This window comes from Luteimonas sp. RIT-PG2_3 (assembly GCF_054902115.1).
On sequence record NZ_JBUBPF010000012.1, the window covers coordinates 1 to 18,125 of the forward strand.

19 protein-coding genes are annotated in these 18,125 nt (G+C 68.1%); 11 read left to right on the forward strand and 8 right to left on the reverse strand.

Features of this window, described 5'->3' with window-relative positions; translation table 11 throughout:
• The first annotated feature begins 2 nt into the window (after positions 1 to 2).
• The 3 genes from ACYX7E_RS15910 to ACYX7E_RS15920 all read left to right on the forward strand — a co-directional run bounded on the left by ACYX7E_RS15910 (position 3) and on the right by ACYX7E_RS15920 (position 2,947).
• Entirely contained in the window at positions 3 to 878 is an 876-nt protein-coding gene (locus ACYX7E_RS15910; protein ID WP_462081577.1) for an acyl-CoA thioesterase, read from the forward strand.
• 4 nt (positions 879 to 882) lie between these two features.
• Entirely contained in the window at positions 883 to 1,725 is an 843-nt protein-coding gene (locus ACYX7E_RS15915; RefSeq protein WP_462081578.1) for a hypothetical protein, read from the forward strand.
• Between the two features lie 85 nt (positions 1,726 to 1,810).
• Entirely contained in the window at positions 1,811 to 2,947 is a 1,137-nt protein-coding gene (locus ACYX7E_RS15920) for an RNA polymerase sigma factor (protein ID WP_462081579.1), read from the forward strand.
• 157 nt (positions 2,948 to 3,104) lie between these two features.
• On the opposite strand, the gene ACYX7E_RS15925 is transcribed toward ACYX7E_RS15920, so the two are convergent.
• Positions 3,105 to 3,875 (reverse strand): EF-hand domain-containing protein, encoded by a 771-nt coding sequence (locus tag ACYX7E_RS15925; RefSeq protein ID WP_462081580.1) that lies wholly within the window; start codon positions 3,873 to 3,875, stop codon positions 3,105 to 3,107.
• A gap of 173 nt (positions 3,876 to 4,048) precedes the next feature.
• On the opposite strand from ACYX7E_RS15925, the gene ACYX7E_RS15930 reads away from it, so the two are divergent.
• Positions 4,049 to 4,771, forward strand: coding sequence for an arginyltransferase (locus ACYX7E_RS15930; protein WP_462081581.1), 723 nt, complete (start codon positions 4,049 to 4,051; stop codon positions 4,769 to 4,771).
• Positions 4,771 to 6,012, forward strand: a complete 1,242-nt coding sequence (locus tag ACYX7E_RS15935) for an endonuclease/exonuclease/phosphatase family protein (protein WP_462081582.1) — start codon at positions 4,771 to 4,773, stop codon at positions 6,010 to 6,012. The genes ACYX7E_RS15930 and ACYX7E_RS15935 overlap by 1 nt, the downstream gene beginning before the upstream one ends.
• Positions 6,013 to 6,055: 43 nt before the next feature.
• On the opposite strand, the gene ACYX7E_RS15940 is transcribed toward ACYX7E_RS15935, so the two are convergent.
• Positions 6,056 to 6,454 carry a hypothetical protein gene (locus ACYX7E_RS15940; protein WP_462081583.1) on the reverse strand — a complete coding sequence of 133 codons (399 nt, stop codon included), beginning with the start codon at positions 6,452 to 6,454 and terminating at the stop codon, positions 6,056 to 6,058.
• Between the two features lie 138 nt (positions 6,455 to 6,592).
• Complete coding sequence (gene purT, locus ACYX7E_RS15945) at positions 6,593 to 7,792, reverse strand: formate-dependent phosphoribosylglycinamide formyltransferase (RefSeq protein WP_462081584.1); 1,200 nt, start codon at positions 7,790 to 7,792, stop codon at positions 6,593 to 6,595.
• Positions 7,793 to 7,942: 150 nt separating this feature from the next.
• On the opposite strand from purT, the gene ACYX7E_RS15950 reads away from it, so the two are divergent.
• The 6 genes from ACYX7E_RS15950 to ACYX7E_RS15975 all read left to right on the forward strand — a co-directional run bounded on the left by ACYX7E_RS15950 (position 7,943) and on the right by ACYX7E_RS15975 (position 11,493).
• Positions 7,943 to 8,809 (forward strand): SPFH domain-containing protein, encoded by an 867-nt coding sequence (locus ACYX7E_RS15950; protein ID WP_462081585.1) that lies wholly within the window; start codon positions 7,943 to 7,945, stop codon positions 8,807 to 8,809.
• Between the two features lie 18 nt (positions 8,810 to 8,827).
• Positions 8,828 to 9,016, forward strand: a complete 189-nt coding sequence (locus ACYX7E_RS15955; protein ID WP_462081586.1) for a type II toxin-antitoxin system antitoxin — start codon at positions 8,828 to 8,830, stop codon at positions 9,014 to 9,016.
• The gene (locus ACYX7E_RS15960; RefSeq protein ID WP_462081587.1) at positions 9,013 to 9,813 is read left to right on the forward strand and encodes an alpha/beta fold hydrolase; all 801 of its coding nucleotides are present in this window, start codon (positions 9,013 to 9,015) and stop codon (positions 9,811 to 9,813) included. Before ACYX7E_RS15955 ends, ACYX7E_RS15960 begins: the two co-directional genes overlap by 4 nt.
• Positions 9,806 to 9,967: a DUF4177 domain-containing protein gene (locus tag ACYX7E_RS15965; RefSeq protein ID WP_462081588.1), complete on the forward strand. Its 162-nt coding sequence runs from the start codon at positions 9,806 to 9,808 to the stop codon at positions 9,965 to 9,967. Before ACYX7E_RS15960 ends, ACYX7E_RS15965 begins: the two co-directional genes overlap by 8 nt.
• Before the next feature lie 119 nt (positions 9,968 to 10,086).
• Positions 10,087 to 10,680 (forward strand): PH domain-containing protein, encoded by a 594-nt coding sequence (locus ACYX7E_RS15970; RefSeq protein WP_462081589.1) that lies wholly within the window; start codon positions 10,087 to 10,089, stop codon positions 10,678 to 10,680.
• Positions 10,681 to 10,689: 9 nt separating this feature from the next.
• Complete coding sequence (locus ACYX7E_RS15975) at positions 10,690 to 11,493, forward strand: M15 family metallopeptidase (RefSeq protein ID WP_462081590.1); 804 nt, start codon at positions 10,690 to 10,692, stop codon at positions 11,491 to 11,493.
• Between the two features lie 45 nt (positions 11,494 to 11,538).
• Here the strand turns inward: ACYX7E_RS15975 and ACYX7E_RS15980 are convergent, their stop codons facing one another.
• From ACYX7E_RS15980 to ACYX7E_RS16000, 5 genes are all read right to left on the reverse strand, one after another.
• Positions 11,539 to 13,803 carry a penicillin acylase family protein gene (locus ACYX7E_RS15980; RefSeq protein ID WP_462081591.1) on the reverse strand — a complete coding sequence of 755 codons (2,265 nt, stop codon included), beginning with the start codon at positions 13,801 to 13,803 and terminating at the stop codon, positions 11,539 to 11,541.
• A gap of 254 nt (positions 13,804 to 14,057) precedes the next feature.
• A complete protein-coding gene (locus ACYX7E_RS15985) occupies positions 14,058 to 14,432 on the reverse strand; it encodes a DUF423 domain-containing protein (RefSeq protein ID WP_462081592.1) in 375 nt (124 codons plus the stop codon).
• A gap of 82 nt (positions 14,433 to 14,514) precedes the next feature.
• The gene (locus ACYX7E_RS15990; RefSeq protein ID WP_462081593.1) at positions 14,515 to 15,660 is read right to left on the reverse strand and encodes a polyketide cyclase; all 1,146 of its coding nucleotides are present in this window, start codon (positions 15,658 to 15,660) and stop codon (positions 14,515 to 14,517) included.
• A gap of 366 nt (positions 15,661 to 16,026) precedes the next feature.
• Positions 16,027 to 16,668, reverse strand: coding sequence for a response regulator (locus ACYX7E_RS15995; RefSeq protein WP_462081594.1), 642 nt, complete (start codon positions 16,666 to 16,668; stop codon positions 16,027 to 16,029).
• Positions 16,669 to 16,702: 34 nt separating this feature from the next.
• Entirely contained in the window at positions 16,703 to 17,926 is a 1,224-nt protein-coding gene (locus ACYX7E_RS16000) for a sensor histidine kinase (RefSeq protein WP_462081595.1), read from the reverse strand.
• Positions 17,927 to 18,125 lie beyond the last annotated feature (199 nt).

Consider the following 18,125-nt stretch of genomic DNA (forward strand, 5'->3'; position numbering starts at 1 on the left):
AACTGATCGAACTGCTGTCGCTCGAACAGCTCGAAAAGAAGCTGTTCCGCGGCCAGAGCCGGGATATCGGCACCAAATACGTGTTCGGCGGGCAGGTGCTGGGCCAGGCGCTGTCGGCCGCACAGGCGACGCTGGAGTCGCCGCGCCCGGCGCATTCGCTGCACGCCTACTTCCTGCGGGCCGGCGACATCGCCCATCCGATCGTCTACGACGTCGATGTCACCCGCGATGGCGGCACGTTCTCGGTGCGGCGCGTCAGTGCGATCCAGCACGGCAAGGTGATCTTCTTCTGCGCGGCCTCATTCCATGAACACCAGCCCGGCGCCGAGCACCAGGTCAAGATGCCTGAAGTCCCGCAGCCCGAAGACCTCGCGCCGGCCGATCCGCTGCCGCCCGACGTGCTCGCCAAGCTGCCGACCAAGGTCCAGCGCTGGCTCAACCGCAGCGGCCCATTCGAATTCCGCCATGTCTATCCGCGCGACGAGCTGCATCCGCCCAAGCGGCCGCCGTTCCAGCAGGTCTGGTTCCGGCTCAGCGAAACCGTCGGCGATGCGCCGGAGCTGCACCGTGCCCTGCTCGCCTACGCCTCGGATTTCCAGTTGCTCGGCACCGCGACCTTCCCGCACGGCATCAGTTATTACCAGCCCAACGTGCAGATGGCCTCGCTCGACCATGCGTTGTGGTTCCACCGTCCGTTCCGCGCCGACGACTGGCTGCTGTATTCGATCGACAGCCCCAGCGCGCAGGATTCGCGCGGGCTGGCGCGCGGCCAGATCTTCGACCGCCATGGCCATCTGGTCGCCAGCACGGCGCAGGAAGGCATGATCCGCGTCGTCGACGCCAACGCACTCCCGGCTGGCGCCGGCGGCGGGGTCTGAGCGCATGCGTCAGGTGTTCAGCAGTGCCCGGCTCGAAAACGTCGAAGCCGTCGCCAGGATGCTCGAAGCCGAGCAGATCGAGATCCGCATCGAGAACGGCCGCTCGTTCCGCAGTGCGATCCGCGGCAACTTCAGCTATCGCGACAACAATGCCCCGCGTCCTGCGGTCTGGGTGATCCGCTCCGAGGACCAGCCACGTGCGCGCCAGCTGATGCGTGAAGCCGGGCTGCTGCAGGCCACCAGCCGCAGCGAGAGCTTCCTGCCGTCCGAGCTGCAGTTCCGCGAACCCGACAAGGCCGACCTCGGCCGCAAGCGCGGGGCGCGCATGCGCTACGGCCTGCTGGTGGTGATCGCGCTGATCGCCGCCGCCGTACTGGTGACGTCGAATCGCGACGAAGCCCCGGCCATCGCCACGGCGCCCACGACGTCGTCCACCCCGGACCCGATCGTCACCACGTCGGCGGCCGCCCTGCTGCAGGACGCCGCGGCCCTGCCCGAGGACCGCTACCTGCTGCCGACGCCGCCGCTGCTGGCGGCCATGCTGGCCCGGCGCGAACTGCAGGCCCATCGCGACGTCCTGTGCCTGTCGATCGACGGGCAGCCCCCTGGCGACAGCGTGCTGGACGCGCTGCGCGCCGGCGGCCGCGATGTCCGCGATGCCGTGGCCTGCCAGGCCGAGAACGGCCTGGCAGCGCGCTGGCTGGATGTCCACGACTACCTGACCGATGGTTCAGGCACCGGCAGCATCCAGCTCGCGACGCATGACGGCGACGCCGCCAAGGCTGTCCGGCGCGAACACGAGGTCCGGCGCGTCGGCGACGAGTGGGAGATCCTCGCCAAACGGTGAGGGCGCGGCAGGCGCCGCCGGCCGATCCGGTCACATCGGCCGGCCGGCTGCGTCATGATCTGGACTTCCCGCCCACGCCCCTGCCATGAACGCTGACGCTCTCGACCAGTTGATCGCCCGTGAACTGCCTGCCGCGACCGGGGGCTGCGCCCAGGCCTATGGCCGGATCGTCGAGGTCAGCCAGAACACCGTCACCGCAGTCGCGCTGGCGATCACCCGCGATGTCCCCGCCAGCGAGGACATCGCCCAGGAAGCCTTCCTGTCGGCCTGGCACAACCTGGCCCGTCTGAAGAACCCGTCCAGCTTCCTGCCCTGGCTGCGCCAGATCACCCGCAACCTCGCGCACGACCACCTGCGCAGCAACCGCAACCGCGCCGTCGACGGCGAAGCCGCCGAACTTGCGATCCAGCACGCCGCCGATCCCGGCTCGTGCCCGCAGCAGCAATTGATCGACGACGAGCGCGATGCCATCGCCGCCGACCTGATTTCGGAGCTGCCCGAGGAAAGCCGTGAGGTGCTGCTGCTGTACTACCGCGAGGGCCAGAGTTCCAAGCAGGTCGCGCACCTGCTCGGCCTGTCGGACGCCGCGGTACGCAAGCGGCTGTCGCGTGCGCGTGCCAGCGTGCGCGACGACCTGCTGACGCGCTTCAGCGATTTCGCCCGTGCCAGCGCGCCCAGCGCGGCATTCGTCATCGGCATCACCGCGGCGATCGGCTTCAGCAAGCCCGCCGCCGCAGCCACGCTCGGCATCGCCGGCAAGTCGATCGCGGGTGGCCTGTTCGCAAAGCTTGCGATGGGATCGGCCGGCGCCGCGGCCGGCGGCATCGCGGGCGGCATCATCGCGACCTGGCTGTGCCGCAAGGTCCTGGAACGCTATGCCGACAATGAAGCCGAGCGGCGCGCGATCGTCGCCTTCTACCGCGTCTACATCGGCACCTCGATCGTGCTGCTGCTGGGCATCTTCGGCGTGCACTGGCTGTTCAACGACAACCTGACGACGCTGGGCGCGGTGCTGGTGGCGCTGGCGGTGATGAACTACCAGATGCTGGTGCCGCTGCCGAGACTGATGAACCCGCTGCTGCGGCGCGACGTCGAACGCGACCCGAAGGGCGCGGTCATGCGCCAGCTCGGCTATCGCCTGACCTTCGGCCTCAGCGGTGTCCTGGTCAGCAACCTGGTCGTCGTCGGCATGCTGGTGATCGGGCACTGGAGCGCGGCGTAGGCAAACGTGATGGCCACTAAAAAGCCCGCACAAGGTGCGGGCTAGTCTGGCCATAAAAAGCCCGCACCAGGGTGCGGGCTTGTAGTCCCTCGACACGAATGATCGGCACGCGTGATCGACAGACGGGGATCAACCCGCCCGCCGATCACGTCCAGCGTCAGTGCCCGCGTTGCGGCTGCAGGTCGGCGCGGGTCAGGAAGCCGTCGCGGTTCTCGTCCAGCCAGGCGAAACGCTTGGCCAGGCGCGGCATCTTCTCGTCGACTTCGACGCGGCTGAGCTTGCCGTCGCCGTTGAGATCGGCCGCCGCGAAGCGCTCGTCGAGCCGCTTGCGCATGTCCGCCTCCCGCTGCGGGCGTTGCGCCGCGTGCCAGGCGGTCAACTCGCTGCGCACGAGGTAGCCGTCACGATTGCTGTCGATGGCATCGAAGTGCGCCAGCAACGGATTCGGGCGCGCCTCGCGGGTCGGCGCCGCCTCGCTGCCCGCACGCGCCGGGCGGCCCTCGTAGCCGGGGCGACCCTGGCGACCGGCCGAACCCGCCTCCAGCTCGCTGCGGCTCAGGCGACCATCGTTGTCGGTGTCCAGGCGCGCGATGCCGTCGATGCCGCCGCGACCGCCGCCCTTGCCATGTCCTCGCCCGTGGCCGTCGCCGCGTCCTTCGCCACCGCGACGCGCGAAGGCCTCGCGCTGTTCGCCCGTGTCCAGCTTGCCGTCGGCATTACGATCCAACTGGTCGAAGCGCCCTGCCAGCCGCGGCGCCTTCGCCGCTTCGGCACGATCGATGACACCGTCACCGTTGACGTCCAGCGAAACGCGCTTGCCCGGGCCGGGGGCCGGCTGCCCTTCCGCAGCGATGGCAACGCCCACCAGCGACGCCAGGCCCAGCGCGATGGCGGACACCAGGATCGCGTTCGTGAATGACTTCTTCATGTTCGATTCCTCTTCTTGCCCCGGCAACAGTGCCGTGCGTAGTGGCATCAACGCGGGGCGCGCGCTTGCCGTTGACAGCCGGTCGCCTGCATTCAGCCCACAGATATGCGCGCGGTCGCGCCCGATGCGACCGCGCGCAGTATGCTGGCAGCGTCCGCCCCAGCCGTGCGTCCATGGATCAGAACGAACACCTGCGACTGTTCCACACCGGTGACCACCCCTGTGGCTACTGGCCGGACCGCAGCGCGCGAGACCTGGTGCTCGACCCCAATGACGAACGCCTCGCACGCTTCTATCCGCAGGCGCTGCTGTGGGGATTCCGCCGTTCCGGCGACATCGTCTATCGGCCGCATTGCCACGGTTGCCGCGCCTGCGTCGCGGTGCGCATTCCCGTGCAGTCGTTCACGCCCAATCGCAGCCAGCGCCGCTGCGTGACGCGCAACCGCGACGTGCAGATGCGCGTGCTGCCGGCCGAGCGCAACGATGAGCGGCTGGCGCTTTACCAGCGCTACCTGCAGGCACGCCACCGCGAAGGCGGCATGGACGATCACGGTGCGCACGAGTTCGACCAGTTCCTGATCGGCAGCTGGTCGCAGGGGCGGTTCCTCGAATTCCGCATCGACCGTCGCCTGGTCGCGGTCGCGGTGACCGACATCACCGCCGACGCGGCCTCGGCGGTCTACACCTTCCACGACCCCGACGAAGCCGCACGCGGGCTCGGCACGTTCGCGATCCTGAGCCAGATCGACTGGGCGTTGCGCGAGCACCACCGCCACCTCTACCTTGGCTACTGGATCGACGGACACCAGAAGATGGACTACAAACGCAATTTCCAGCCGCTGGAAGCCTTCGACGGCAGGCGATGGCGGCCGATGGCCCGCGACGGTGCACGCTGATGCCTCGCTTCCATCGCGCATGGTGGTGGCCGCTGCTGCTGGCCACCGCCGCCTGCAGCACCGCTGCGGACAGGACAGCCAGCACGTCCATGTCCACTGAGCCGGCGGATGCGCGCACCCCGGCGTCGCTGCGCGTCGCGACCTACAACACCTCGCTGTACGACGAGGACAGCGGCGGCCTGATCCGCCGGCTGGAACTCGGCCATGCGCAGGCGCGAAAGATCGCCGCGGTGCTGCAGCAGGTGCGCCCTGACATCGTGCTGCTCAACGAGTTCGACTACGACGCGCAGGCGCGTGCGGCGGACCTGTTCCAGCGCGACTACCTCGAGCACGCGCAGCCGGGCGGTGGCGAGCCGCTGCACTACCCTTACCGCTACCTGGCACCGGTCAACACCGGCGTTGCCAGCGGACTGGACCTGGACCGCAACGGCAAGGTGGGCGGCGAAGGACGCGACCGCGGCAACGATGCCTGGGGCTACGGACTGCATCCCGGCCAGTACGGCATGCTGGTGCTGTCGAAGTTTCCGATCGACGCCGATGCCACGCGCACGTTCCAGCTACTGAAATGGAAGGCAATGCCCGGCGCGCAGCGCCCCCTCGATCCTGCCAGCGGCAAGCCCTGGCACGACGATGCGATCTGGGCGCAGTTGCGACTGTCGTCGAAATCGCACTGGGACGTACCGGTGCGCACGCCCGTTGGCGTGGTGCACCTGTTGGCCTCGCATCCGACGCCACCGGTATTCGATGGCCCCGAGGACCGCAACGGTGCGCGCAACCACGACGAGATCAGGCTCTGGCGCGATTACATCGGCAATGCAGCCGCGACCGCATCGTGGCTGTGCGACGACCAGGGCCGCTGCGGGGGACTGGGGCAGGACGCCCGCTTCGTCATCGTCGGCGACCTCAACAACGATCCCGCCGACGGCGATGGACGCCATGAGGCGATCCTCGAACTGCTGGAACATCCGCGCGTCATGCGCCAGGCGACGCCGCGCAGCGAAGGCGCCGCGCGCGCCGGTGCGGAGGCCGGCGGCATCAACGCCCGCCATCGCGGCGCGCACGCGCACGACACCGGCGACTTCGGACCACGCACCGGCAACCTCCGGCTGGACTATGTGCTGCCATCCACAGGCTTTGCCCTGAAGGGCAACGGCGTCTACTGGCCGCTGCCCGAAGACCCGGCGGCCGCGATCGTCGACGGCAGCGACCATCGACTGGTCTGGGTCGACCTGACGCTCTGAGCGATCGCGCGGGCCGCCAGGGCCTGTGAGTCGTGACCGAGCGCTACGCGGCCGGTGGTTCGCCTGCTGCAGGCGCCGTCGGTACAGCCGTTGCTGCCGGCGTTGTCGGTGCTGCGGGTGCTGTCGGTGCTGCAGGTGCTGGATCGGCAACCGGCGCCGCCTTCGGCGGTACGCGCGGACCGAAGCCGAACGTGCCATCGCTCTGGGTCGACACGATCATCGACACCATGCTGCCCGGCACCATCAGCTCCAGCGCAAGGTCGCGTCCGTCCTGGGTCTTGCCACGCAGCGTCATCTCGATGAACGCACCCGCGGTATCCACTTCGTCGCAAGCGACGTGCAGGCCGGCCGGGCTCTGCAGCAGATAGGGCTTGATCGCCTCGCCCAACGCTTCCAGCGCCTGCGGGAAGAAGAACACTGCGTAACCACTGTTGCCGTTCATGACCTTCCCTTCAAGGATCGACGCCGGGCGAACTGCCCGGCGCCCAGTATCGCGTCAGACGTGGCGAGCGCGTGTGACGCACGAGAGCGAATCGAGGGCGCAAGAGCCGGGCTCGACGCGTTCCCGGCACCCGCAGGCTCACTGCCAGTCGATGTCGATGCCTGCCGCGGCATCACGGGCCCGGCTACGCGCCTGCTCGACGCTGTCGGCACGCGCCAGCGTCACGCCGACGCGACGCTGGCCTTCCACCCGCGGCTTGCCGAACAGGCGCAGTGCACTGCCCGGCAGTTGCAGGGCGGCCTCGACGTGGTGGAACACCGGCACGCCATGACCTTGGGCCAGCAACGCGCACGATGCGCCCGCGCCCTGCTGCGGCACCACACCGTCGGCATCGGTCGGAATCGGCAGGCCGAGGATCGCGCGCGCATGCAGGGCGAACTCGCTGAGCTCTTGCGATGCCAGGGTGACCAGTCCGGTGTCATGCGGACGCGGTGAGACCTCGCTGAACCACACATGGTCGCCCTTGACGAACAGTTCGACCCCGAATACGCCCCAGCCGCCGAGGTCGTCGGTGACCGCCTTCGCGACCGCCTGCGCCTGCTGTAGGGCCTGCACCGACATCGCCTGCGGCTGCCAGCTCTCGCGATAGTCGCCGGCCTCCTGGGTATGTCCGATCGGCGCGCAAAAAGAGGTGCCGCCGGCATGCCGCACGGTCAGCAGCGTGATCTCGTAATCGAAATCGATGAAGCCCTCGACGATGCAGCGCCCCGCCCCGGCACGGCCACCGGTCTGCGCGTAGCTCCAGGCCGCATCGACGTCGTCGCTGCCGCGCACGGTGCTCTGGCCTTTGCCGGACGACGACATCACCGGCTTGACCACGCAAGGTAAGCCGATCGCGTCGATCGCTGCCAGGTACTGTTCGCGGGTGTCGACGAAGCGATACGGCGACGTCGGCAGGCCGAGGGTTTCGGCGGCCAGACGGCGGATCCCCTCGCGGTCCATGGTCAGGCGCGCGGCACGCGCAGTCGGGATCACGCGCTGGCCCTGCTCAGCCTCCAGGGCGACCAGGGTGTCGGTATGGATCGCCTCGATCTCCGGCACGATCAGGTGCGGCTGCTCGCGCGCGATCAGCGCGCGCAACGCCGTCGGGTCGAGCATGTCCAGCACATGGCTGCGATGGGCGACCTGCATCGCCGGGGCGTCGGCGTAGCGGTCGGCGGCAATGACCTCGACCCCCAGGCGCTGCAGCTCGATCGCGACTTCCTTGCCCAGTTCACCCGATCCCAGCAGCAGGACGCGGGTGGCGGAGGGGGACAGCGGAGTACCGAGGGTCGTCATGGCAGGCGGCCGGGCTGGGAGAGGAAGTGGATTCTATCGGGGCGCGCCCGGCCCGGGATCGGGCGCCAGCGCCACAGGCCACCTGATTTGACATGATGATATCAAATTGATATCACTTAACTCGTCCACTGTCGGACCTGGAGACCGCCCATGAAAGAGAACCCCGTCCGCTCCCTCCCCGGCCTCTCCGTACTGGCTGGCCTGCTGCTGGCGATCCTGGCCGGCCTCGCCCTGGCGGCTGCCAATGGCGGAGGCGCAGGCTCCAAGCTGCTGGTCGTCGTCGGCCTGGTCATCCCCTTCGTCAGCCTGTTCCTGATGCTCGGCGTCTACACGCTGCAGCCCAACCAGGCTGCGGTGCTGAGCCTGTTCGGCAAGTACGTGGGCACCGTCAAGGACAACGGACTGCGCTGGAACAACCCCTTCTTCAGCAAGCGCAAGGTATCGCTGCGCGTGCGCAATTTCGAAAGCGGCAAGCTCAAGGTCAATGAACTCGACGGCAGCCCGATCGAGATCGCATCGGTCATCGTCTGGCGCGTCGTGGACTCTGCCGAAGCAGTGTTCAACGTCGACGATTACGAGAGCTTCGTGCACATCCAGGCCGAGGCCGCACTACGCGCGATGGCCACCAGCTATCCCTACGACCAGCACGAGGACGACCAGATCTCGCTGCGCAGCCATCCCGCCGAGATTTCCGAACGCCTGAAGGAACAGCTCGACGAGCGCCTGACCACGGCCGGCGTCGACGTGGTGGAAGCGCGCATCAGCCACCTCGCCTACGCGCCCGAGATCGCGCAGGCGATGCTGCAGCGCCAGCAGGCCAACGCGGTCATCGCCGCGCGCACGCGGATCGTCGCGGGCGCCGTGGGCATGGTCGAAATGGCGCTGTCGGAACTGGAGAAGAACGGCACCGTGAAGCTCGATGAGGAGCGCAAGGCCGCGATGGTCAGCAACCTGCTGGTGGTGCTGTGCGGCGATCGCAGCACACAGCCGATCGTCAATGCCGGTACGCTGTACTGAGCCGGCGCGGACCGCATCGTGAACGAAAAGAAAGCCTATCCGCTGCGCATCAATGCCGAGATCCTCGAGGCGATGCAGCGTTGGGCCGACGATGAACTGCGCAGCGTCAACGCCCAGATCGAATATGTGCTGCGCGATGCATTGCGCAAGGCCGGACGACTGCCCAGGCACGCGTCTCCCAACGACGGCACGGACGACGGTGCATGAGCGTACCCGGCCGCAAGCGCAGCCTGTTCGCCCGGATCCGGAAGATCTGGGCGATCGTCGGTAGTTGCCTGCTGGTGCTGTTCTTCGGCTGGTCGGCACTGGCCTATCGCGCCAATGCCGAAGCCCGCACGGCCATCCGTGGCGACGCTGAGGTCTCGGTCCGCGCCACGGATGACGGCTGGCTCTTCTCGCCCACCGTGCCGCCCGGCCCGCAGGCCACGCAGTTGCTGTTCTTCCCGGGCGGACTGGTCGACCCGGTGGCGTACGCGCCACTGCTGCGTGCGGTGGCCGCAAAGGGGCATGTCGTCACACTGGCAAGCATGCCGCGTCGCGGCGCCTTTGGCGGCGCCGAGGATCCTGCCCTGCTGTCGCGTGCGCACGCCGCCCATGTCGCTGCCGGCGGCACCTGGATCGTTGCCGGCCATTCCCGTGGCGGCAAGGTGGCCGCGCTGTACGCGAACCGCTACCCCGACGACGTCGCCGGCCTCGTGCTGATCGGCACGTCGCATCCGCGCGACATCAGCCTGGCCGATGCGCGCTTCCCGGTCCTGCAGGTCCTGGCGACGCGAGATCCGATCGCCAGCATCGCCCGCGCCGATCGCAATCGCCGCAACCTCCCTGCGCAGACAACGCGCATCGTCATCGCCGGCGGCAACCATTCGCAGTTCGGCGACTACGGCTTCCAGCCCGGCGACTTCGTCGCCAGCATCCCGCACGCGCGGCAACGTCAGCTCACACGAGACGCCGTACTTGCGGCCATGACCCTCCCCAACGACAGGAATCCGCAACATGAGTAAGCGCTGGCAGTACAAGGTGGTCGAGGTCAAACCCACATGGCTCGGCGTCAAGCCGGAGCACATCGAAGCCCAGCTCGGCCTGCAAGGCTGGGAGCTGGTCTCGGTGACACCGCACGGCATGGGCGTGCGCCTCTACCTGAAGAAAGAAAATTGACGGCAGCGTCAGAGATGCCCGCCATCGATTGCCCTGCATGGCGTGCCCTTGCCTGCTTGTCCCTGATGGCCCTTGATTGCCTTTGATGGCCCTTGCTTGCATTTGAACGGGACCGATGCATGACCACGTCCGACACCCTGCCACGCTGGCAACTGGCCGCACCCTCCCCGATCGTGCGGCTGCTGCTGTGCGCACTGGCATTGCTGTTGCCGATGACACTGGCCATCGCACTGCCGTTGGATGTCTTTCGCGCAGCGGCCCGACAGGTCTCCGGCCAGACACCGCTGACGCCGGCCATTGGCGCCTGCGTCCTGATCGTCTGCTTGGCATTGCTGGTGGGCGTGATGCTGGCGCGCCGCCTGCTGCGGCATCGCCTGTCGTTGGAGCATGGAACCCTGGAGGTCGCCACCAGTTTCTACCGCCGCAGTTATGCCCTGGCGGAACTGCAACTCGATGCCGCGCGCGTCATCGACCTGGACGAACGCACCGAGTACAAGCCCCGGCTCAAGACCAATGGCGTGTCCCTGCCCGGCTTCCACAGCGGCTGGTTCCGCCTGCGCAACGGCGGCAAGGCGCTGGTCGCCACGACCGGTGGCCCGCGCGTGCTGCAGTTGCCCACCCGCAAGGGCCACGACCTGCTGCTGCAACCGGTGCATCCGGCCGCGTTGCTGGACGAACTCAAGCGGTTGGCGGAACCCATCCGACGGCGCTAACCTGCGCGGATGCGACGCCACCTCCGTCATCTCCTGAATACGCCCGACATCGAAGTCTGGCCGGCCCACCTGCTGCGTGCGCGCAGCAACCAGGACGCGCGCCTGCTCGCTCGAGCCTCGGCGGTGCTCCGGCGCAAGCGCGACGGGCTCTACCTCGCCGCCGAGATTCCAGAGGGTCTGATGCCGCTGCGCCCGCGGCTCGCGCACGAGCCCGGCATCGATGACGCGCTGGATGCATTGAGCCGGTTCCACGAGCCGATGCGCCGCGGACTGGATGTCGTGCCCAGCCTGCCCCTGCATCGGCTGCAGGAGCGGCTGGAGCAGCTCGGCGTGGATGCCGATGCCTATGAGGCCGAGACCGGCCTGGCGCTGGTGGCCGAACCCGCATGGCTGGCGTTCGCGGGCTTCGACCGCTACCGGCGCACGCTGTGGCTCGACGTCCAGGCCGCCAATGCCTGGCAGCACCTGCGCGACGACGCCCTGCGCGACGGCATCGTATTGGATGCGATCTCGGGCTACCGCAGCCACGATTACCAACTGGGGATCTTCGAGCGCAAGCGCGCGCGCGGACTGGAGGTCGGCGAGATCCTGACCGTCAACGCGGCCCCCGGTTACAGCGAGCACCATTCCGGCCAGGCGCTCGACATCAGCACGCCCGACGAGCCCGCCGCGGAAGCCTCTTTCGAGGCCACGCCGGCGTTCGCATGGCTGCAGTCGAACGCGGCCGGGCACGGCTTCGAGATGAGCTATCCGCGCGACAACCGTCACGGCATCGTCTACGAACCCTGGCACTGGCGCTGGTCGCCACGCTGAGGAAACAGGCGGCCGACGACCGCCGCTTCCGGTGAAGACCGACCGCTAGCGCCCGCGCTCGCCCGGACGGTAACGATGCTGCGCATGCGCCGCGACGTCGGCGGCATCGAAATGCACCGGGCGCAGGTCACCGTCGAGATAGCGCTGTGCCTGGTCGGCGAAATGCGGCGACGCCGGATCGCCGCTCTCGCCACCGGTGCTGACCGCCCAGGCCCGCGGCTGCGGCCCGAATTCGACCACCGCGACAAAACTGTTTCCCGAGGTGCCATAGCGTCGTTTCGTGCCCGTACCGCGCGCGGATTCGAATGCCGCCAGCGAGCCCCACTTCAGCGGAGCAAAGGCTGCAGGCAGGCTCGGCCTGGCGTCGTCGAAGTCCTGGCGGATCGCCCCATCGTTGCGCTGGTAGCGGTTGATCTCACCCCAGGGCACGCGCCAGCCTCCGAAGTCCTGCGTCAACCGATCGAGCACGGCGGCCAGCGCAGCCAAGCGTTCGGCATCGGGCGTACGCGTCGCCAGATAATCCCAGACCGCGATATCCGCGGCCTTGGCAGGCGCCACTGCCTGTTCCCATAGCGCGTCGCCCCATGACACCGCCAGCGTGGTCGCGATCGAATCCAGGGCCCATGCGACATTCCAGTCGCGCAGCACCGTGATCGGATCGGCCAGGCGTGCACGCATCGCATCGCCGACGGGCAGTGCGTCGTAGGCCGACAGCAGCGTCGGCAACAGGCGCACGAATGCACTCAGGTGCGGATCGTGCGCGGCGGCGATCAAGGCCTGCGGCGTGAAGTCGTCCTGCCGGCCCAGGACACGGATCGCCTGCGCGGCACGCGGGTTGTCGCCGGCCTGATCCATGTACGCCGGGAAATCCGCGGCGCGCGGACTGTCCGCACCCGCCGCGGTCCACGGGGCGTTGTTGGTATTGAACAACCAGCCATTGGCCGGCGCGACGACCTGCGGCAGGCTGTCGAGCGCATGCAGCCCCTGCCAGTCGTTGCGCGGATCGCTGCCGTCGACCGGATGCCGATAGTCGACGCCGGCGCGGCGGATCGGCACGAACTGCGGGAACAGCAGCGCAACACGGCCCTGGGTGTCGGCATAGACCGTGTTGTTGGACGAGTTCGCCTGCAGCGCAGCCACTTGCATGAAGCCGGCATAGTCGCGCGCCTTGGTGCGCAGGAACGACTGCTGCAGCGCCTGCAGCGGCCGGTTCATCAGCGCGACCGCGATCCAGCGCCCGTCTTCCTCACGCACGATCGGTCCATGATGGCTGGCATAGGTCTGGAAGTCGCGCTCGACGATGCGGCCATCCCCGTTGCGCACGCGCAGCACGAGCTGCCGGCGCGTCAACGCACGCACCTCGTCGCCATGGCGATAGCCCGGCGTACCGTCGGGGAGCGCGACGATCGTCTCGGCGAATTCGTCGACGTTGTCGACGCCGCTGGTGGTGTGCATCCAGCCCAGGTGCTCGTTGAAACCCTGGTAGATGAAGAACTGGCCCCAGGTCACCGCGCCGTAGGCGTTGAGCCCCTCGTCGCTGCGCATCTGCAGCTCGGAGCGGAAGAAAAAACTGGTGTGCGGATTGATCAGCAGCAAGGCATGTCCGTCGCGGGTCCGCGCGGGCGCGATCGCGAATCCGTTCGAGCCGCCGGGCTCGCGCAGCGACACATGCTGCTCCAGTGCCGTCAAGCTTCGCGGTTCGCGTTCGTGGAACGCCTGCAACTGGCTCAAAGCCACCTTGGAGATGTCGCCACCGATGCTGCCCTCGCTGAAGCTCAGGGCCATCCACGGCTCGAAATGCGTCAGCAGGCGCGGGCGTACCTCGGGGTGGGTCGCGAGAAAGTAGTTCAGGCCATCCGCCCAGGCGTCCATCAACGCCTTCAACCACGCGGGACTGGCCGCGTAGTCGGCGCGCAGCGTGTCCGGATCGATGAACAGCCGCTGGCGCAGGTCCTGCCACAGCCGCGCCTCGCCTTCGACTTCGGCCAGCCGTCCGAGGTTGGTCAGGAAGTTGGTTTCGATCCGGTTGAAGTCGTCCTCGGCCTGCGCATAGACCATGCCGAACACGGCATCGGCATCGCTGCGGCCATGCACATGCGCGATTCCCCATCCATCACGCGTGATCTCGACGCGCGCGGCCTGCGCCGACCAGGCGTCGCGATACACGACCACGGGCGCGGCGGCAGCGACCGGCAGCGCCACCGACACCGACACGCCGATGGCCAGCGCGACGAGGGCCGCCCGCCAGCGGCGGCGCGGCGGCGCCACGCGTTGGGTGCGGCATGCGAACGGGACGGCTTGCAGGGACATCGGCACACTCCAGGCAGGATCGGAACGACCACGCGCGACGCCGGGACGCCGTGCGCGTGGCAGGGCGAGCATACGTCGCGTCGACGTGACCGCCATCCGGGTCAACACTGAAAGCGATGGCGCGATGCGCGGCCCGCAATGCGTCCTGCGAACGCGACGATTGCGCGGCAACGACCGGGCCGCTGCCGGACGACGGCGACCGCATCGCGCGGGTCATCGCGTCGACCGCATCGACCCGGCGACGCCCGCGTCGCTCAGCGCCTGATCGCGAGCACCACGGCGCACAGCAACCAGCCCAGGATCATCAGGCTCCCACCGAACGGCGCGATCCCGAGACTGACCCCGAACACATACTTCGACACCAGCGCCCCGCAGAACGCCAGGCAGCCCGACAGCACCGCCAGCAGGGCCGACAGACCCAGCCAACCGCGCAACAGGTGGGCCAGCGCGGCCAGCGCGATGCCGTGGCCGAAGGCCATGATCGCCGCGGTCTGCAGGTTGCTCTGCACCACGCCCTGCGCCGCATGCGCGGCATAGGCCGACAGCGCGACGGCGGCAGCGGCCAGCACTGCACCCATGGCGGAAATCGCGCGGCGCGAACCGGGCACGCGCGGAACATCCAGCGACATCACGATAACGGACTCCTCAAACGCAACACGCCGCATCCAGGGATGCGGCGTGTCGGAAACAACGGCATGGAACAGCGGGTGATTACTGCTTCAGGGTCCAGTAGACCTCGTACTCGCCGTTCTCGGTGAAGGCTTCGTCGACGCCGTTCTTGTAGAACTCGTACGGGCGGTCGGTGACTTCGTAACCCTGGGTCATCGCCCAGGCGCGCACCGCGCTGCGGACGTTGTCCAGCTCGGCCATGTAGCCGGTGTACGCGGCCTTGGCGACGCGGCCGCCCTTGGTGCGGGTGTAGGTCACCGGGCCCAGCAGTTCCAGGCCGGTCAGCTCGCCGTCGTCGACGGTGGTCGTCGCGACCGGTGCCGGCGCGGCTGCGGTCTCGCCTTCGGCCGGCGTCGTGGTCGCCGCAGCGGCGCCGCTCTTCTTGCGCACCGGCTGGGCGACGTCGAACGTGTAGTTCTCGCGACCCAGTTCGGTGGAGATGATGCGGACCGGACCGGCGGCTTCAAGACCGTTGGCGTCCATCGTGCGCTTGATCCACTCGATGTTGGCCTTCATCGAGTCCTTGATGATCTGGTTGTTGCGCTCGACGGCACCGGCGAACACGACCAGCAGGTTCTCCGGCGGCAGTTCGGCAGTGGCCAGATCGCGCAGCTTGCTGCCTTCGACGCGGTAATCCACGTTCGGCACCGACGCCAGCATGCTGGTCAGCTTGCCCAGGCCGAGCTTGACGTCGTCGCCGACGTTGCGGCTCACGTACAGGCCGGCATAACGGCCGAACAGGTTCCAGCCGTAGGTGACGTCGTACTTCTGGGTGATCTGGATGTTGCGGTTGTTGCGGCCAGTCGGCGTCAGCGTGAACTCCATGCGCTTGTCGCTGCCGCGCTGCGGATTCTCGAGCTTGAACAGCACGCGCTCGTCCTGGTCGCTCTCGACGATCTCCCAGCTGCCCTTGCCGATCGACTCGACCTTCGAGGTGTAGTCCACCTTGGCGCCGACGCCGGCATCCGGACCGGACAGCTGCAGCTGCGCACCGGGATCGCGCAACACGACGGGGTTCCAGTCCTTGAAGCGACGCAAGCTGTTGATCGTGTCGAACACGATGCTCTGGCGACGGTTGGTCTCAACCGACTCGGTAAGGGAACGGCTCGAAGGCAGGAGCAGTCCCACCACACCAAACAACACGGCAACGATCACAGTGGAAATCAACAGCTCGAGCAAACGGGTCATTCAGGGTTCTCCAGGACCAATCCTGGCCTCACGATGGGCACAGAAGGCCAATCGTAACAAGTTGTTCCAGAGCCGGCGAGCGGCAACGCGCATTCAAATCATCTGAAATGCGCTTCACCAGGGTGGAAGGCACCCGATGATGTTAAAAAAGCGTCAGTTGAGACTGCCATCGACAGCCCCCGCCACTGGACGGAGACTGTCGGCAGGCCTGCGCTCAGACCAGCTGCAGCTCGAATGCCTTCAAGACCGCACGCGTCCGGTCGCGCACGCCGAGTTTGGACAGGGTGAATGGGTACCGCTTGCGAGGCAACGCCTCGCGGTACCGATGAACGCCCGCCGTGCTACGGCGGGCGGGGCATCCTGCCTTCAGACCAGCTGCAGCTCGAATGCCTTCAAGACCGCACGCGTCCGGTCGCGCACGCCGAGTTTGGACAGGATGTTGGAGACGTGGTTCTTGATCGTGCCCTCCGCCACGCCCAGCGAGTTGGCGATCTCCTTGTTGGAGAAGCCGCCCGCCATCAGCCGCAGGATCTCGGTCTCGCGTTCGGTCAGCGGATCGGGCCGCTCCAGGCTGACGAACTCGTTGCGCATCTGCTCCAGCCCGGTCAACAAGCGCTGGGTCACGGCCGGCTGCACCAGCGAGCCGCCCGCGGCGACGGCGCGGATCGCGCCGACCAATTGCTCCAGCGACACGTCCTTGAGCAGGTAGCCCTTGGCACCGGCCTTCAGCCCGGCCAGCACCAGCTGGTCGTCGTCGAAGGTCGTCAGGATGATCGTCGGCGGCAGCGCCGAGGCCTTGGCAAGCGCCTGCAGGGCCTCGAGCCCCGACATCACCGGCATGCGCATGTCCATCAGCACGACGTCGGGCCGGACCTGCGGAATCAGCTCGACCGCCTGCTTGCCATCACCGGCTTCGGCGATGACCTCCATCTCTCCATCGAGCGCCAACAGGGACTTGATGCCCTGACGGACCAGGTTCTGATCGTCGACCAGGCAGATGCGGATCATGGTTCTATCCTTCGGGTGAGCTGTAGGGAGCCGATCAGGGAACGGGCTTCGCCGGCAACGCGGCGACCGTGGGGGGCGCGCAGGCGGCGGAGGGATCATTGTCCAGCGGCAGGCATAGTCGCACCGCGAAGCCCCTGCCGGGCGCGGTGGTGATCGTCATCGTGCCGCCGTAGGCCGCCAGCCGCTCACGCATGCCCATCAGCCCGTTGCCGGCCTGGGCCGCCTCGGCGCCGCGGCCATCGTCGCTGGCGTCCAGCACGACCTGGGCATGGTCGACCTGGTAATGCAGGCCCAGGCGGGCGGCGCAGGAATGCCGCACGGCATTGGTGATCAGTTCCTGGGTGCAGCGCAGCAGGACATGCGCGCGCTCGGGGTCGTCGAGCAGGAAGGCCTGCGGCATGTCCATCTCCACGCGCAGCCCGGGCACGTTGTCGGCCAGCGGCAGCAGGGTCGCGCGCATGTCGATGGCGTCGTCGTCGCGCAGCCGGCTGACCGCCTCGCGGACGTCGCTGAGCAGCAGCTTGGCCAGCGTATGGGCCTGGCCGACGTGTTCCTGCGCCTTGCCCTGCACCAGGTGGTTGGCGACCTCCAGGTTCAGGCTCAGCGCGGTCAGGTGATGCCCCAGCAGGTCGTGCAGCTCGCGCGAGATCCGGGTGCGCTCGTTGACGCGCACGCTCTCGGCCAGCAGCGCGCGGGTGGCCCGCAGCTCCGAATTCAGCCGGCGCTGGTCGTCGCGGGCCATCGCCTGCTGGCGCCCCACCAGGCTGATGACATAGACGAAGCCGGCGAAGCCGACATACAGCATCGACTGCATTACCGCCTCGGTCCACGACAGGCCCAGGAAGCGCGCGTAGACCGGCACGATCACCAGCTCGCTGACCAGCAGCCAGACGATGCCCATCTGCAATGGCAGCCGCCACGGCAGCACGCAGGCCACGACCATCAGCAGGATGCTGCCCAGGCCACTGCCGCTGAAATAGCTGATGACGATCGCGCTGAACGTCATCAGCGCCAGCATCAGGTAATCGAAGAAGCCGGTGCGGCGCGCATCGAGCTTGTAGGTCAGCCAGGCATAGCTGGCGCCGAACACCGCCCAGGCCAGCCAGGGCTGCCAGCCGAGCTGGAAGGCCGCCGCCTCGGCCAGCTCCGGCGGCAGGTCCTGCGGGCGCGACAGCATCAGCAGGGGCAGGCCGACCATTGCCCACGTGAACAGGCCGGCGTAGCGCAGCAGTCGGATATGGTTGAGGCGGGAAGGCATACGCCCATGGTAGGCGTTGCCGGGCATCCTGCGGAGCCTCGAAAGTCATGGGTCCGGCCGACCGGCGTCCCTCCCCGATCCCGTCCCGCCGCCCCGCTTCCCGGACCACCGGCCTCGCCGCCACGCCAGCGGCCATGGCCCGGCCCACCCGGCGCGGCGATGAACGCCACGGGCCCACGCGTTGTCGTCGTGGGGCGGT

Bases quoted from the DNA above. Each gene is read 5' to 3' on its own strand.
- ACYX7E_RS15915 (WP_462081578.1), top strand. From the start codon at position 883: ATGCGTCAGGTGTTCAGCAGTGCCCGGCTCGAAAACGTCGAAGCCGTC.
- ACYX7E_RS15920 (WP_462081579.1), top strand. From the start codon at position 1,811: ATGAACGCTGACGCTCTCGACCAGTTGATCGCCCGTGAACTGCCTGCC.
- ACYX7E_RS15925 (WP_462081580.1), bottom strand. From the start codon at position 3,875: ATGAAGAAGTCATTCACGAACGCGATCCTGGTGTCCGCCATCGCGCTG.
- ACYX7E_RS15930 (WP_462081581.1), top strand. From the start codon at position 4,049: ATGGATCAGAACGAACACCTGCGACTGTTCCACACCGGTGACCACCCC.
- ACYX7E_RS15935 (WP_462081582.1), top strand. From the start codon at position 4,771: ATGCCTCGCTTCCATCGCGCATGGTGGTGGCCGCTGCTGCTGGCCACC.
- ACYX7E_RS15940 (WP_462081583.1), bottom strand. From the start codon at position 6,454: ATGAACGGCAACAGTGGTTACGCAGTGTTCTTCTTCCCGCAGGCGCTG.
- purT (WP_462081584.1), bottom strand. From the start codon at position 7,792: ATGACGACCCTCGGTACTCCGCTGTCCCCCTCCGCCACCCGCGTCCTG.
- ACYX7E_RS15950 (WP_462081585.1), top strand. From the start codon at position 7,943: ATGAAAGAGAACCCCGTCCGCTCCCTCCCCGGCCTCTCCGTACTGGCT.
- ACYX7E_RS15960 (WP_462081587.1), top strand. From the start codon at position 9,013: ATGAGCGTACCCGGCCGCAAGCGCAGCCTGTTCGCCCGGATCCGGAAG.
- ACYX7E_RS15965 (WP_462081588.1), top strand. From the start codon at position 9,806: ATGAGTAAGCGCTGGCAGTACAAGGTGGTCGAGGTCAAACCCACATGG.
- ACYX7E_RS15970 (WP_462081589.1), top strand. From the start codon at position 10,087: ATGACCACGTCCGACACCCTGCCACGCTGGCAACTGGCCGCACCCTCC.
- ACYX7E_RS15975 (WP_462081590.1), top strand. From the start codon at position 10,690: ATGCGACGCCACCTCCGTCATCTCCTGAATACGCCCGACATCGAAGTC.
- ACYX7E_RS15980 (WP_462081591.1), bottom strand. From the start codon at position 13,803: ATGTCCCTGCAAGCCGTCCCGTTCGCATGCCGCACCCAACGCGTGGCG.
- ACYX7E_RS15985 (WP_462081592.1), bottom strand. From the start codon at position 14,432: ATGTCGCTGGATGTTCCGCGCGTGCCCGGTTCGCGCCGCGCGATTTCC.
- ACYX7E_RS15990 (WP_462081593.1), bottom strand. From the start codon at position 15,660: ATGACCCGTTTGCTCGAGCTGTTGATTTCCACTGTGATCGTTGCCGTG.
- ACYX7E_RS15995 (WP_462081594.1), bottom strand. From the start codon at position 16,668: ATGATCCGCATCTGCCTGGTCGACGATCAGAACCTGGTCCGTCAGGGC.
- ACYX7E_RS16000 (WP_462081595.1), bottom strand. From the start codon at position 17,926: ATGCCTTCCCGCCTCAACCATATCCGACTGCTGCGCTACGCCGGCCTG.